Source organism: Terriglobia bacterium, assembly GCA_032252755.1.
Classification (GTDB): Bacteria; Acidobacteriota; Terriglobia; order Terriglobales; family Acidobacteriaceae; genus JAVUPY01.
Genome location: JAVUPY010000067.1, coordinates 35,950 through 50,023, shown reverse-complemented (window position 1 = coordinate 50,023; position 14,074 = coordinate 35,950). Strand labels below are relative to the sequence as shown.

Annotated in this window: 13 protein-coding genes; 6 read left to right on the top strand and 7 right to left on the bottom strand. The window is 55.8% G+C overall.

Features of this window, described 5'->3' with window-relative positions:
• Positions 1-7: 7 nt before the first annotated feature.
• Genes ROO76_16400 through ROO76_16385 form a run of 4 tightly spaced genes read right to left on the bottom strand, consistent with a single transcriptional unit; the run spans position 8 to position 4,369 of the window.
• Complete coding sequence (locus tag ROO76_16400) at positions 8-1,510, bottom strand: Wzz/FepE/Etk N-terminal domain-containing protein (protein ID MDT8069744.1); 1,503 nt, start codon at positions 1,508-1,510, stop codon at positions 8-10.
• 33 nt (positions 1,511-1,543) lie between these two features.
• Positions 1,544-2,878 carry a hypothetical protein gene (locus tag ROO76_16395; GenBank protein ID MDT8069743.1) on the bottom strand — a complete coding sequence of 445 codons (1,335 nt, stop codon included), beginning with the start codon at positions 2,876-2,878 and terminating at the stop codon, positions 1,544-1,546.
• A 13-nt stretch (positions 2,879-2,891) separates the two neighbouring features.
• Complete coding sequence (locus tag ROO76_16390) at positions 2,892-3,479, bottom strand: polysaccharide biosynthesis/export family protein (GenBank protein ID MDT8069742.1); 588 nt, start codon at positions 3,477-3,479, stop codon at positions 2,892-2,894.
• The gene (locus tag ROO76_16385; GenBank protein ID MDT8069741.1) at positions 3,476-4,369 is read right to left on the bottom strand and encodes a sigma 54-interacting transcriptional regulator; all 894 of its coding nucleotides are present in this window, start codon (positions 4,367-4,369) and stop codon (positions 3,476-3,478) included. The genes ROO76_16390 and ROO76_16385 overlap by 4 nt, the downstream gene beginning before the upstream one ends.
• A 495-nt stretch (positions 4,370-4,864) precedes the next feature.
• Between ROO76_16385 and ROO76_16380 the strand changes: the two genes are divergently transcribed.
• The 3 genes from ROO76_16380 (at position 4,865) to ROO76_16370 (ending at position 8,766) form a co-directional block, all read left to right on the top strand.
• Entirely contained in the window at positions 4,865-5,761 is an 897-nt protein-coding gene (locus tag ROO76_16380; protein MDT8069740.1) for an exosortase/archaeosortase family protein, read from the top strand.
• On the top strand, positions 5,758-6,411 hold the full coding sequence (locus tag ROO76_16375) for an EpsI family protein (protein MDT8069739.1): 654 nt from the start codon (positions 5,758-5,760) through the stop codon (positions 6,409-6,411). The genes ROO76_16380 and ROO76_16375 overlap by 4 nt, the downstream gene beginning before the upstream one ends.
• A gap of 69 nt (positions 6,412-6,480) precedes the next feature.
• On the top strand, positions 6,481-8,766 hold the full coding sequence (locus tag ROO76_16370) for a tetratricopeptide repeat protein (protein ID MDT8069738.1): 2,286 nt from the start codon (positions 6,481-6,483) through the stop codon (positions 8,764-8,766).
• A gap of 73 nt (positions 8,767-8,839) precedes the next feature.
• On the opposite strand, the gene ROO76_16365 is transcribed toward ROO76_16370, so the two are convergent.
• On the bottom strand, positions 8,840-9,448 hold the full coding sequence (locus ROO76_16365) for a YdcF family protein (protein MDT8069737.1): 609 nt from the start codon (positions 9,446-9,448) through the stop codon (positions 8,840-8,842).
• Between the two features lie 224 nt (positions 9,449-9,672).
• On the opposite strand from ROO76_16365, the gene ROO76_16360 reads away from it, so the two are divergent.
• Complete coding sequence (locus tag ROO76_16360; protein MDT8069736.1) at positions 9,673-10,047, top strand: PilZ domain-containing protein; 375 nt, start codon at positions 9,673-9,675, stop codon at positions 10,045-10,047.
• 64 nt (positions 10,048-10,111) lie between these two features.
• Here the strand turns inward: ROO76_16360 and ROO76_16355 are convergent, their stop codons facing one another.
• Both ROO76_16355 and ROO76_16350 read right to left on the bottom strand, forming a co-directional pair.
• Positions 10,112-10,693: a TIGR00730 family Rossman fold protein gene (locus ROO76_16355; protein MDT8069735.1), complete on the bottom strand. Its 582-nt coding sequence runs from the start codon at positions 10,691-10,693 to the stop codon at positions 10,112-10,114.
• A 136-nt stretch (positions 10,694-10,829) separates the two neighbouring features.
• The gene (locus tag ROO76_16350; GenBank protein MDT8069734.1) at positions 10,830-11,126 is read right to left on the bottom strand and encodes a cyclase; all 297 of its coding nucleotides are present in this window, start codon (positions 11,124-11,126) and stop codon (positions 10,830-10,832) included.
• A gap of 183 nt (positions 11,127-11,309) precedes the next feature.
• Between ROO76_16350 and ROO76_16345 the strand changes: the two genes are divergently transcribed.
• Entirely contained in the window at positions 11,310-12,014 is a 705-nt protein-coding gene (locus ROO76_16345) for a hypothetical protein (GenBank protein ID MDT8069733.1), read from the top strand.
• A 207-nt stretch (positions 12,015-12,221) separates the two neighbouring features.
• Positions 12,222-14,045: a hypothetical protein gene (locus ROO76_16340; GenBank protein MDT8069732.1), complete on the top strand. Its 1,824-nt coding sequence runs from the start codon at positions 12,222-12,224 to the stop codon at positions 14,043-14,045.
• The last annotated feature ends 29 nt before the right edge of the window (positions 14,046-14,074 follow it).

Below are 14,074 nucleotides of genomic sequence, written 5' to 3'. Positions count from 1 at the left end.
TCTCTCGCTAGGCGTTCACCAACTCTTTTTCTTTGGTCTCTTCTATTGCTGCCGCGTCTGGCAGTTTCGGAAGGCTGACCAGGACAGGCATTTTCAGAACCGCAAGAACATCAGCCTCCGTGCGGAATGACTGGTCCTTTGCTTCCAACAGGAACGAGATCCCACCGCCCAGGCAGAAACCGAATACCAACCCACCCAACGCAATGTTTAGACGGTTCGGGAACGTGGGCCGCTCCGGAAGGCTGGGGGGATCCAGCACCCTGAACTGTTCGCCTTCCTGACGCCGCTCCAGGTCCGTGGCCATTTCCGATTCCCGCTGCTTCTTTAGCAGGTCTTCGTAAAACGCCTGCGCGGTCAAGTGATCTCGGGTGAGGCCCTTGTACTCTTCTTCGACCTGCGGACTGGCCGAGATTCTTCCTTGATACAACCGGATCTCTCTCTGAACCTCCGCCTGTTCCTTTTGCTTGTTCTTGATCGACTCGTCGATCGCTTTCAGCGACAGCCGCATCTGCACCAGTTCTTTGGGCTCCGAGGCCGGATCCACTACGCTACCCTTCGGATCGTTCACCACTGCATTCGCCGCCGCTATCTTCTTGTCCAATTCCGAGAGCAGATTTTTCGTCTTGATGACATCCGGATGGTCGGCCGTGTAACGCGTTTCAAGATCGAGCAATTGCGCCTGCAACTGCGTCCGCTGCTTCTGCAGATCGGCGGGGGCACCGATGGAGCCCTCCATCTGCGAACCCTTCCACTCCGCCGTCTGCCGTGCCAGCATCCCTTCGGTGAAAGTCTTCTGCTGCTGAGCCGCTGAAATCGACTGGTTGATTGCTTCCATGCGATTGTTCAAAGAATTCAACATCGTCAAATTCGTCTGCTCATCGCCCGGAAGCTGGTTCAGATACTTGTCCTTGAACGCCGCCAGTTTGGCATCCTGCTCGTCGAGGACGCGCTTCGCGTCGTCAACCTGCGATTTGAGGAAGTCCGTCGTCCCTTGCGCGTGTTGCTCACGGCTCCGGAGATTCTCGTTCACGAACATCGACGTGATTTCGCCGCACACCTGCTGCGCTACCTTCGGGTCGTCTGCCGTAAAGGTAATGTAGAAGCCAGGCAGCCCTCCCGTCCGATCGCCAAAATCGGCGCGTACCGGGCTCACAGTGATCGACTTGCGCATACGATTGAGCAAGTCTTCCATGGGAACTTTTCCTACGTCGCTTTTGTAGAGTCCATCTCTTTCTATTACTGGTTGCAGCCGGGTCCGACTCAGAATCTGCTCTTGCATCGTGGCCAGCCGCTCATTGATCTGTTCTTCCACTACCGGCTTTACGAAACTGTCGGGCACTCTCTGCTGCTGCACCAAAACCGATGTCTTCGACGTGTACTGATTGGGAATCCAAAGCGAACCCACGTACGCCAGAATGGGCGCCAAAATCGTTGGAATCGCAATAATCCACCAGCGCCGTCGCGCCATCGAGACGTAGTCGGACCACGTTAATTGTCGGCTGCCTAGCATGAAAACTCCTTCACCCTCACTCCCCTGTTTCGATCACCGCAACATGATCGGCCTGAAACTCCACTTGAATGACACCAGTACCGAATGACGGGTCAGCCCCGAAGATGCACTTCCTGTTTGCCGCTGGCCTGTGTATCCAAAAGACACGCTGGCGTATCGGCCAAGTTTCTGCGAAACCCCGGCTCCCACGTAGAAGGTATTAAAACTCGAATTGACAAATACTCCCGAATTACGAGAGTAACCCCCGGAGAAGTTGACGGATGTCGCGCGGCTCAGCCCGCGATTGCCCATGAAGCCCACATCGTCGGTGATCGCCCCCGGCAGCACCCCGGAGCCGTTCGTAACCGATCGCCCATACCGCAGGGTCAAATCGGTCATCGGCACTTTGTAGTGCAATGCCGCGTGTCCGCTGCCATATACTCGCGTCATTTTGTAGAGCGAGTAGTCGCTGACGAGAATCGAAGGCCCGCCGCCCGCCTCAAACGACCACCGGCCGGTCAGTACATGACTGAACACAACTTGCGTAGTATGCGAATCAAACTTCACCGGGATATCGTCGTATGAGAATCTCGTGAATTCATAGTTCAGCCCCAGGGTGTCGCGTCCAAAACGGTGGTCCAGCCCCCCTCCACCTGACAACTGCCGATTACTGAGATAAACAGCGCTGTCGAGATAGTGAAGTACCCCATACGAAAAATTCGTCGTCAGCGATGTCGCTCGGCTGAAACCGTACGTAACCTGCCCGGTCGAAGAATTGTTGATGCGAGGCGTGTTCTGCCCAATGATCGATTCGCCCGGAGTCACTCCGGGACGGTAGAAAGTCCCTCCCGGACCGAAGTACACACCCGGAAACAACATGGGCGCCGCAGCTGCAAATGCGTCTTTCTGATACGAGAACCCGTCCGACAGCAGGAACGACCACCTTCCAGCCAATAACCGTTGCGAAAAGTTCAGCCGCTGGAACTGCCCGTTCAGGTTCGAATCGACCGTGTAGAGCTGTCCACCACCCATGTACTCGAGCGAAGTCACATTGCCCGTCCCAGACATTCGATTCAGCGTCAAACCACCCGCAAGATTCGCAATCCCGGACCCGGCAGTCGTGGAACTTGTTCCTGACAGATGAGGTGCATTCGACTCCCATCCTCCCGAAGCCGTTACGAACGGAACGAAGGTGTTTCGAGATTCCGACGACCACCCGATATCTTGCGTCTCCACACCTGACAGAGGCTGATCCATGGGTTCGTAAGTCGGAGTCTCAGGTTGATCCGGCACCGATCCCGCGACTGGCGCGGGTGGTGCCGACTGTGTCTGCGCCATCGCACTGCCGGCCGCCAACAGCATTAACAAAATGATTGCAGCATATTTCATGTTTGTTTCCTTGTTACGGAACAACAATCGTGTCTCCCGACTGCAGCACGATATTCTGCTGTATATCGTTGCCCTTAATGACTTCCTTGTAATTGAAGGCGTATTTCTTCTGCTGTCCGGCGACGGTGCGGAGTATCGTGATCTTTTTCGTGTTGGCGTACGCTGTCGGTCCACCAGCCGCCGAGATCGCCTGCAGCACCGTCATATCCGGAGACATGTTCATCGTGCCCGGATGATTGACCTCGCCCAGGATGTACACCCGCTTGCTGTTGATCGCGGTCACCACCACAGTGACATGGGGATCGTCGATGTACTTCTTTAGCCTCACCGTGAGGTCCTGAGCAAGTTGGCCCGGCGTCCTTCCAGACGCCTCTACATCCCCCAATAACGGCAGCGATATCTTGCCGTCCGGCCGCACCGGAACCGTGCTGGAAAAATCGGGCTCCTTCCAGACTGCGATGTTGAGCATATCTTCAGGTCCGATCACGTACGTCGGATCGTCAGTAGCGGATTTCGTTGGCGTCTCATTCGCCGTCTTTCCTTGCGACCAGGCCGGGAGCGAGCAGATCGCCAATAAAAGAACAAGTGCCAGTCTCTTCATTCCGACTTACCCTCCTGCTGCCCGACCAGTGCTGACGGGGTCGAGCCAATTTCTCGAAGCTTATACAAAAGTGCCTTATAGCTGATGCGCAGTTCTTCAGCCGCCTTCTTGCGATTCCAATTGGTCTTCGAAAGGACTTTTAGAATCAGTTCCCGTTCGGCCCTCTGTGACGCCGCGCGGGCCGCCTGCTTCAGCGAAACCGTTTCCCACCCATTGCGCTTCTCGCGGCCATTGCCATTCGACTGCGAATTTCGCAAGGCTGAGATCGCCACCTGAACGTTGCCTACCGCCACTACTGTCCGCATTGCATCTTCCAACTCATCCAGGTTTCCACTCCACGGATGGGACGAAAGAAAACGCGTCAGCGCCGGGCTCAACGGCGGCTTAGGCCGGCTGAATTGGGCCGCAAACTTTTCAAGAAATTCATCTGCCAACTGGCACAGATCTTCTCTTCGGTGACGCAACGGCGGGATAGTGAAGCAGATTCCGCTGAGCCGGTAGTAAAGATCCTCGCGGAACCGCCCCGATCGTACTTCCATCTCAAGGTCCGTCGTCCCCGAAGCAATCACTCGCGGACAGGGCCCACGATCCTTCTGGCCATCCATGCAGTTCAGCAATGCTCTCTGGCCTGTTGCGGAAAGCTCTTCCAGCCCCTCGAAATATGCAGTGTAGGGCTCTTTCGTGCGCTCGCTCTCGGCTTCGAAAACCCGCCGAATCGCCGCCTCATCCGCGTGTCGGCACCGGCAGTGCAGGAACTGCGACGCGCGCCACGGCGCGGCGTCGTGGATTTGCCGCGCAACCAGGTGCTTGCCGACCCCCGGTTCGCCCAGGAGCAGCACCGGAACGTCACTTGCCGCCAATTCTGCAATGACCTGCGTGAGATTGCTCATGACCTAAATCCGACCAGCGATTACTCCGGTCGACTATGGCTCTCGCTTAACTGAATTGCTACTCGAACCGAGATACTCTCGCTACGGTCTATTGCAAATGCCGTACCAGAGCTCCCCAAGCGTCCCCGCCTCAATGAACTCAAAGAGATACCTCTATCCGGTTCCGACGGAAGGTACGTTCCTCTAGAAAATCCCCTTTAATGGCAACTCCGGGTGGAAAACCTTTTCCCATTGCGCGCGGCAAACGGATTCCCTTCAGTTCAAATCACTGAAAAACAATAACTTACCGATACGTCCCCAATGGGATGCGCCAAGAACCACCCCTGTTTTGGCCCCGTTTCGTGATGGAAATCCCCTTTCCCAAGGGAAATCATTTTCCACTTTCCGCCTCAGTTTCCGCCGCAACCTCTTGAAAACTGAGCGCGCCTGCCCAGCTATGCTGGAACCCGAATTGCTAGTTCTTCTTGCGGCAAAACTCACGTTCAGGACGCCTAAATGGACCTCTCGCAAGCAGTTGCCGAACAACCCGCATCCAACCGGCAAGAATTAAGGGGGGCATTACTCTCGTGGAAACTGCTGCTGCTCCTGGCCTTGATCGCGGCGGTCTACTACGACGTCGTGTGGCGTCTTATTAGGGACTGGAGCGATGACCCAAACTTCTCGCACGGCTTCATCGTTCCGCTCTTCTCAGCCTTCATTGTCTGGACAAAACGTAAGGAACTTTCAGCTCTCGCAATCGAGCCTTCCAACTGGGGATTCCCGGTGATAGTCGGCTCCCTATCGCTGGTGATCCTAGGCAGCCTTGGCGCAGAACTATTCGTCGCCCGTGTGTCATTAATCCTTTTCTTGGCGGGGCTGATCATCTACTTCTTGGGATGGCTATACTTCAGAGTACTGCTGTTCCCATGGCTGTTCCTTTTCTTGATGGTTCCAATTCCAGCCATACTATTCGCGCAGATGACGTTGCCGCTGCAGACACTCGCCGCCAAATTGGCCGCGGCTTCGCTTCAGTTGGTCGGGATTCCGGTTTTCCGCGAAGGCAACATCATCGCGCTTCCCGCCATGCCGCTGGAGGTCGCCGAGGCCTGCAGCGGGATCCGCTCCCTGCTCAGCCTGGGAACCCTCGCCATCATCTATGGCTACTTCGTGGACGATCGCGTGGCCATGCGCGTCATCCTCGCGCTGGCGGCAATCCCCATCGCGGTCTTCGCCAACGGCTTCCGGATCTTCGGAACCGGTTTAATGGTTCAGTACTGGAATCCTGACCGAGCGCTTGGATTCTTCCACGAATTCTCCGGCTGGCTGATTTTCCTGGTTTCCATGTGTCTGCTCTTCATTACCCATAAGGCCCTGAGTCTCATTCCGAAACTGAAGATTGCGAGAGCCCAATGAAGAGTTCGAAACTGTCCAGCACTCGTGTTTTGATTGTCTCGGTACTATTGCTAGCCACCGCGGGTCTGCTGCAGGCGCGTGGACGGGTCGAGTTCCAAGCAAAATATCAGGATCTCGAAAAGCTTCCCTACACGATCGATACATGGCAGGGCAGGCCCGAACCAATCAGTCCCAGCGTGCGCGAGGTGCTGGGAGACGGACATTTCCTGTCCCGCCTCTACACCAGCCCGGTGCGGCAGCCAGTCGATCTTTTCATCGCTTATTACATCAGCCAGCGTACCGGCGATACGATTCACTCGCCCAAGAACTGCCTTCCCGGTTCTGGATGGACTCCATTGGAATCTGACCGTGTATGGATTCCGGTTGCACCCGGCAAGTCCATCCGTGTTAATCGCTACGTCGTAGCACAGGGGTCTGACAAGCAGTTAGTCATGTACTGGTACCAGGCACATGGCCGGGTAACCGCAAGTGAGTACGCCGCGAAGTTCTATCTCATCGCCGATTCGATTCGCATGAACCGGTCGGACGGCGGTATGGTTCGCTTGGTGACGCCAATCCTCCCCAACGAAACGGTGGAACAGAGCCAGGCGCGAGCCGTAGAGTTCGCCCAAACTTTGTTCCCAATGCTGAATGCTTACATTCCGAAGTAATGAGTAGTGCTTTTGCAAAAAGGTGGAACGGGCCGACCAGCCGTTGCCCGAAAAAATGGAGATGAGGGGATGACTTCGTTGAGGAAAATCGCAATTCTGCTGTTTGGCGTCGTGCTGCTGTTGACGCTCGTAGCCTGCAAGGGCGATCCGAACGTTGAAAAACAGAAGTACCTGGAAAGCGGCAACCGCTATCTGGACAAGAAGCAGTTCAAGGAAGCGGCCATCCAATACCAGAACGCCGTCCAGATCGATCCGAAGTTCGCCGAAGCTCATTACAAGCTTTCAAAGGCTTACATCGGAACAGCCAACTTTCGAGGCGCCTTCAGCGAATTGAAGCGTACCGTAGAACTGAAGCCCGATTACACGCAAGCACAACTCGATCTCGGAGGGCTCTACGCTGCGAGTCGCAACTGGTTTGAAGCCGAACAGGCAGCGAACTCGGTCCTTGCGAAAGACCCGAAGAATGCCGTTGCACACGCATTGCTTGCCAGCGTGAACGCAGGTCAGAATAAACTTCCGGAAGCCAAAGCCGAAATGGACAAGGCCATTCAGCTTGACCCGAACAATCCCAACATGTGCGTCCAGATGGGACTTCTTCAGGCTCGGATGAAGCAGACCGCGGACGCCGAACAGAGTCTCAAGAAGGCAATAGCCATGGACCCTAAGTTGACTATTGCCCGGCTCAGCCTGGGAAATCTCTACGCCTCGGAACAGAACTTCCCGGCGGCTGAAAGGGCCTTTAAAGAAGCGGTCGCCGCCGACCCGCAGTCCATCGCGCCCTATCTCGCGCTGTCACGGTTTTACCTGGCCACGAATCGCTCGACCGATGCCGAGCAGTTGCTGAAAAATGCCAAGACGACTTTTGCGAACAACCCTGACGGCTACCGCTTGCTCGGTGAATTCTACTTAGCCACCGGAAATGTGGACAAGGGGCTCGCCGAGTTCCAATCCCTCTACAAGGAACATCCGAAGGATCTCAAAACCGAGAAGGCGTACATCGAGCTTCTGCTGGCACGGAAGCAGACTGATGAGGCCACAAAACTTGTCGATCAAATTCTCGACGATAACAAGAAGGACCCGGATGCTGAGGTTCTGAAGGGCCGCATCCTGATCGGACAAGGCAAATACAACGACGCCATCAACCTGCTCCAGGCCGCAATCAAGGATCAGGCCGACAATGCCACCGCCCACCTGCAACTCGGGCGGGCATTCGACATGAGCGGCGACCCAGGTCGGGCGGAATCCGAATGGCGCGAAACCGTGCGGCTCAATCCCAACATCCTCGAAGCGCAGCAGTACCTTGCCGCTGTCGGCATGCGTAAAGGTGACGCCGACCTGCTTCGCTCCTCGGCCGAACAGATCATCCGTCTGCGCCCGAATGATCCCGCAGGGTATATCTTCCGTGCCAATGCCGAATCAGCGCAGAAGGATACCGCAGCCGTAGAGGCCGATCTGAACAAAGCGATCTCGCTGGCTCCCAACAGCCCGGTCGGGTACAGCAAGATGGCGATTTGGGATACGCATCAGAAAAAATATGCGGAAGCCGAAAAGTTGTTTGAGACCGCGCTCAACAAGGATCCCAATTGGACCGAGGGACTCGTCGGCCTCAGCGATCTCTACAACATCCAGAAACGCCCAGCGGCGAAGTTGATCGCCCGCATCAATCAACAAATCGCCAAAGCGCCGCAGAACGATACGTATTGGGCACTGCTTGGCGAGACGCAGGCACGCAGCGGCGATTTGAATTCCGCAAAGAGTTCCTTCCAGCATGCGCTTAGCATCAACCCCAATAACAATGCCGCCATTCTGCAGATCGCGCAGATGGACGTCAGCAATGGAGATATCAATAGCGCCGCGGCAAATTACCAAAAACTGATCCAGGCGAATCCTCGAAATCCCATTCCGATGATCATGCTGGGAACCCTCGAGGAATCCCGCGGAGACTTCCAGAAAGCCCAGCAGCTTTATGAACAGGCGCTGCAGGTGAAACCCGATTACCCGCTGGCCGCGAACAATCTCGCGTATCTCATGATGACCCACGGCGGAAACTTGGACGTAGCCCTCAGCCTTGCGCAAACAGCACGTCGCGGACTGCCCGACAACCCGAATGTCGCCGACACGCTTGGCTGGGCCTTTTACCTGAAGGGCGTTTATGGTTCCGCGCGCGATCTGTTCGAGGAGGCAGCCAAGAAGTCCCCCGATAATGCAACCGTGCAGTACCATCTCGGTCTGACTTACGACAAGACGTCACAGCCCGACAAGGCAACTATGCACTTGAAGAAGGCCCTGGAGTTGGCGCCCAACGGCCCGAATGCCGCTGCCATTAAACAGGCCCTTTCAGGAATCAAAGGATAGGTTTCCAGGCGATCTGAGAAGTCGCCTGTTTGCGCATCGCCCCGCTATCCAGCGGGGCGACTCTTTTTCGGAGTTACATCCAACCTCGCATCTTGTAATACCCGATCTTCACCGTTTCCACACACAACTCCACAAACCCGGGCCACCGATTCAAAACGCGTGTCGCCCTCTTCCCGACATCCGGAACCGGGCGCGTTGTGACGTTCAGTCCCACCTTCCTGAACGTTCGGGTCGCACGATAGCTATGGTAGTCGCTGGTCAGCAGGACCAATTTCCCACCGCCACCCTGCAAAAGCTCTTTCGTATACAGCGCATTTTCGCGGGTACTCGTCGCTCGCGGCTCAGCGAGAATCGCTGACTCAGGCACTCCTTCCGCGACCAGGAAGCGTTTCATGGCCACGGCTTCGGGTTCGCCCGTACCGCTGCCCGTAACCACGATGCGGCTGAATCCGCCTTCCTGCCACGCAAAAATTGCGTACTGACACCGCAGGTAGGTTCCATAACCAATGATGCGTTCGTTCCCGCTGCCCGAAAGCACGATCAGCGTATCGCCGCGTGCATCATCCCACGGCCTTGCAAGACAACCAGCCCACCAGGAGACCAGTGGCGTCACCGTCACCAGGATCACAAGTGCGCCCAAACTCGCCAGCAAAATCAGACTAAAGTGTCCGAATCGTCTCAAACTGACCTGCTTTCCCGTAATTCCGCGGCGTCGCTATTCTGAAACGAAATGAATAATCGTCTTCATATAAGAGATAAAAACTTGCACACAGATTTTCCACTCCGGCGCGAACCAATCCGGTATCCAAGCTAAGTTGTTGCAGCAACTTAGGTTAGCCGTCGCCCGATTTTCACAGATCGCCAATTCAACGGAAAGCCATTTGCTCACCACTTATGTGGATCCTTATGGAAACCCTGTCTCCCATATCCGGCAGTTCCCTCATGGTCTCGCAAACCGAAAAACGTGCCCATCGCCGCTTTCCGTTAACTTTAAATACACAATTGCTGGGGTCTTGGCCGGCCCCACAAAACATCGATTCCGAAACCCTCGACGTCAGCGCCGGCGGCGTGCTCTTTCGGGTCAAACGTGCCCTTTCGGTCGGCGAAGAGGTTGAATTTCTATTGCGATTCGGCCCCGATCTCACCATGACCTCGCCGCCACTGCTCGTCCGCTTCTGGGGTAAGGTCGTTCGCACTGAAGACCGTCCCGATATCCCCGGCTACAATCAGACCGTTGCCGTGGAAATCCGTCGCTACGAATTCAGCAGCGCCGAGTCTTAGCGCGGTATTCTCTTCCCCTCTCCGTGCCCCCATCTGCCGCTGTTAGCGGATGTGGGCACCACGATCATCTCGTTTTGGCGTCCAACCACTTCTCCCCATTTATTGGAACCCACCGCTCCATCATCTCGACTAACCTCCCAATGTCACTGTGTGCCAGCACAATCCCGCGGTTCTCTCCCCGCACGAACCCTTCACTTACGGCATGATCGAACATTTCCAGCATTGGCGAATAATATCCTTCGACATTCAGCAACCCGCAAGGCTTCTTATGCAGCCCCAGTTGTGACCACGTCAGTACTTCGCAGAATTCTTCAAACGTTCCGAATCCACCTGGCAGCGCAATAAACCCATCCGACAAGTCCGCCATCATCGCCTTACGCTCATGCATCGAGCCGACCACATGCATCTTCGTCAGCCCTTTGTGTCCGATCTCTCGCGTCACCAGGTGACCGGGAATAACTCCGACCGCTTCTCCACCCGACTCCAGCGCTGCATCCGCCAGCGCGCCCATCAACCCGATCTTTCCGCCACCGTACACTAAGCCAATGCCGCGGTCCGCCAGGTGACGTCCGACCTGCTCCGCCGCCGCGCTGTAGGCCGGTCGCGCTCCCAAACTAGATCCACAGAACACACAGATACGTCGCATGACCGCCATTGTATCCGTTGCCGATTCGCAGCATAAAAAAACGCGACGCCGCAGGCGCCGCGCACATTTCCATTCACGAACGTAGAACGCAAACCTTAATTCAAACTGCAATTGCTTGTGGACCCGCCCGGCACCCTCAATCCGCCGCAGTCCGGCGCAATGACCTTATTTCATCCAGGAACAGCACTTCCGGAGTTCCGATGACGCCTGACTGCTGCATGCCGGTTTTCAGTGACTCTGACGCAAAGAACGCACGCGCCATCTCCAGCGTCTCCCACTCAAAAAACAGCGCTAGATCGTTCGGATTCTCATGGCTATGGAACATCCGGCAACTCAACTCGCCGGCTCCATGACGGATCCCAAAGTGCCCGTCGAATACCTGCTTCCAGCGAGCATAATCAGCCACTTTATGTCGTACGAGAACAATCACCATGGTTCCTCCAGTTCAGGGGCGCCGATTTGATTCCTGACATACTAGGACAGCCGCCGACCCAAAAAAAGTGACATTTGAATATAGCGGCGGTGATTTCCCCGTTTGGCCCAAATTTCAGCTATGATCGACAGCCACTCGGGTCTCCAGGTGCATCCAAATACCACAGCAGCCGAGGGAACACTTATGCCAGCCTGGAAAACATTCGACGACCAGACCGCCACGGCTCTCAAGCAGCGCCTCGATGAAAATGACGTTTCGATCCAGGCCCTTTCGCAGCCTCTATTCGAGCACCGCGATTCCGTCGTGGTCGCACCCACCCTGCAGAAAGGCGCGGCCCTCGTAATCACCGCTCGCCGAAAAACGCCCGTCTCGGCTGTCCCTGTCCTCGAGCCCACAGCGGATGCAAATCCTATGATCGAATCGGTGCGCCCGGAACCGGCACCGCCCGAGTCGGAATCAAGTTTGCCGCCCGTCGCCGAAAGCGTAATCCCGATCCAGCACCAGGCGCAACTGAAGGAAACCGAATCCGCTCCCTCTACTGAGCAGTCACCCGCCGAGTTCATCTTCGGCCCGACTACCTGGGAACGCCCCGAAATTTTCGAACCTGTGCCCACCGAATCCCGGGTCGAGCACGAAACCTCCGGCACCGATCCTGCACTTTGGGACATCCCCTCGGAAGCCATCCCGCAACCTGACGGCAACATTGAAACCGAGATTCCCTGGCACGACGCAATCCAGTCGGAACCACCGGTTATCGAAACTAGCCCCGTATGGGACGACGACCGCCACGTCGCCACTGGCTTCCTCGGCCTCGACGACTATGTCGAAGACGAAGAAGAAGTCGCCCGTTCAAAACGACCGTGGTGGAAAAAAATCTTTAGCGACTAACTAAGATTTCGTCTAACACTAGGCGCCTCCAACGCCTGACACCTACTTTCTTTCTTCCTTCTACTCATCCCGCAATATCTATAAGCTGGACCAATATGATAACTATTTGGTGACTATCGTAACTTCGCGCTCAATAAAGAATTCGCATTGAACCGTCGTGTGTCGCTAAAATTCGTATACCTCCCGGGAGAAAGTGACGCATGACTCATGAAGCATACCCCGCTTGACCCCAGCGCCATAGGCTCTAGACTCCGTAATAGTGTTGGCATCTTATCGGCGGTTGTTCTGGCCATAACCCTTACCGCCTGCGGCGGCGGAAGCACTTCCGGAGGGGGTGGCGGTGGCGGCGGACAAGTCGTCGGCATCACTATCAACCCGGCAACCAGGAGTCTTGGCGTTGGAGAAAGCGCTACCTTCACCGCCACAGTCACTAATACTTCCAATACCTCGGTTTATTGGCTCGTCGTGGAAGGCAATAGCGGCGGGACGATTACCTCGGCAGGCCTTTACACTGCTCCCAATACGGCAGGCACCTATCATGTCCTCGTAACTTCGCAGGCCGACACCACAAAATCCGCAACGGCAGTCGTCACCGTGTCGGCATCCCCAACCCGAACCGTCACTGGATCCACCGTCGTTACCTTTCATACAACCGATACGACCGGCGCATTTACCCCCCCTCAGGATGTTCCACAGAACGCTTCGACGTTCGCGCTTGCGGCTCTCGTACCGAATGGGAATGGTGGTTTTACCAGTATCTCGGGCACAGGTGCCTCCGATGGCACCTATTCGATTACAGGAGTTCCGACCGGTTACTTCTGGCTGACCGACGGAAGGGGAACCTTCGTTTGGACGCAGAACAACACCGTCGACACCGGCATCGATTATATCGGCGACTCAACAGTGACGATAGGCAGCGCAACAGTCTCGCTTACCATGACCGGTGCTTCAGCATGGCAGACCAGTGATTTCGCCATCTTCTACTCACCGAACACCGGAACGTACAAGCGATTCTTTACCAGCGGCTCCGCCGGTTCCACGTCGCTTAGTGACGTGATCGATCTCACCTCTCCACTCCTGAATTCGACTAAAGGTGACTATGCCATTGTCTACCAGTTGGTGCACCACACGGTAACCGGTGGCGGCTACAAGGCTGTGGAACGTTTCTATTCGCAACCGGACCCGTTCAGCACCCCAAATGGAGTTCAGACTCAACTCAATGCAGCATTCACACCGGTCACGAACAACAGCACAGTTCATTTGTCTGTAAACGCTTCTCAGTTCGCAACTTTCACGCCCCTGATGGGCCCTGGTGCAACTAATTCTTCCACGTGTCTGGGGGTTCAGGCCCTGCCATCGAGCGCTGGCACTGGCTTCACCAATAATGTAGCTGGAGATGTCATCTTGGCCGACGATTGCCAGTCTGGCACCCCCAACCTGGCGGATAGGAATTTGGGAGACATCCCTTACGGCGATCCCTACTTCCCTCCGAACTGGCCATTGTTCGCGGAATTCGTACACATGGTTTCGGTGCCATACACATTGCCCGGAACGACTGCCGCCTACAATGCGACCGCCGGCAACATTGCTTACAACACAACGTTGCCTACCAGCACGGCTCCCATCGTGCCTCTGGTCGGCCCTGTATTGAACCCAACCATCAAGGCATACGGGAGTTCAACAAGTGTCTCCTTTCAGTCTAATGCCAGTGGAGTGGGCACTAGCCCTGTGATAGCTTGGGACTCTCCATCCGCATCCTTCGGAACTCCCACAGAATACGTGGTCACCATCACGGCGCTGGCGAACTCCAGTGGAACCACCGTGGCACAAACATTAGCATCCAAAACTCTCTGGATTGGGGGGGGAGTTCATTCAATACAGGTCCCGCCCGGCGTTATGACGACCGGCAACACCTATTTCATAGAGATTTCCGCCGTCGTTGCTACAGGCCTGGATGCAGAGTCTTCGCCTTACCGGCGAAGCCTACCATACGGCCAGTCTGACGTGCTGTCCGGCCTGATAACGCCATAACCATTTGCGCTGTTCATGAAATAGAGGCG

Coding starts and splice junctions, on each gene's coding strand:
- ROO76_16400 (MDT8069744.1), bottom strand. CDS start 1,510: ATGCTAGGCAGCCGACAATTAACGTGGTCCGACTACGTCTCGATGGCG.
- ROO76_16395 (MDT8069743.1), bottom strand. CDS start 2,878: ATGAAATATGCTGCAATCATTTTGTTAATGCTGTTGGCGGCCGGCAGT.
- ROO76_16390 (MDT8069742.1), bottom strand. CDS start 3,479: ATGAAGAGACTGGCACTTGTTCTTTTATTGGCGATCTGCTCGCTCCCG.
- ROO76_16385 (MDT8069741.1), bottom strand. CDS start 4,369: ATGAGCAATCTCACGCAGGTCATTGCAGAATTGGCGGCAAGTGACGTT.
- ROO76_16380 (MDT8069740.1), top strand. CDS start 4,865: ATGGACCTCTCGCAAGCAGTTGCCGAACAACCCGCATCCAACCGGCAA.
- ROO76_16375 (MDT8069739.1), top strand. CDS start 5,758: ATGAAGAGTTCGAAACTGTCCAGCACTCGTGTTTTGATTGTCTCGGTA.
- ROO76_16370 (MDT8069738.1), top strand. CDS start 6,481: ATGACTTCGTTGAGGAAAATCGCAATTCTGCTGTTTGGCGTCGTGCTG.
- ROO76_16360 (MDT8069736.1), top strand. CDS start 9,673: ATGGAAACCCTGTCTCCCATATCCGGCAGTTCCCTCATGGTCTCGCAA.
- ROO76_16355 (MDT8069735.1), bottom strand. CDS start 10,693: ATGCGACGTATCTGTGTGTTCTGTGGATCTAGTTTGGGAGCGCGACCG.
- ROO76_16350 (MDT8069734.1), bottom strand. CDS start 11,126: ATGGTGATTGTTCTCGTACGACATAAAGTGGCTGATTATGCTCGCTGG.
- ROO76_16345 (MDT8069733.1), top strand. CDS start 11,310: ATGCCAGCCTGGAAAACATTCGACGACCAGACCGCCACGGCTCTCAAG.
- ROO76_16340 (MDT8069732.1), top strand. CDS start 12,222: ATGAAGCATACCCCGCTTGACCCCAGCGCCATAGGCTCTAGACTCCGT.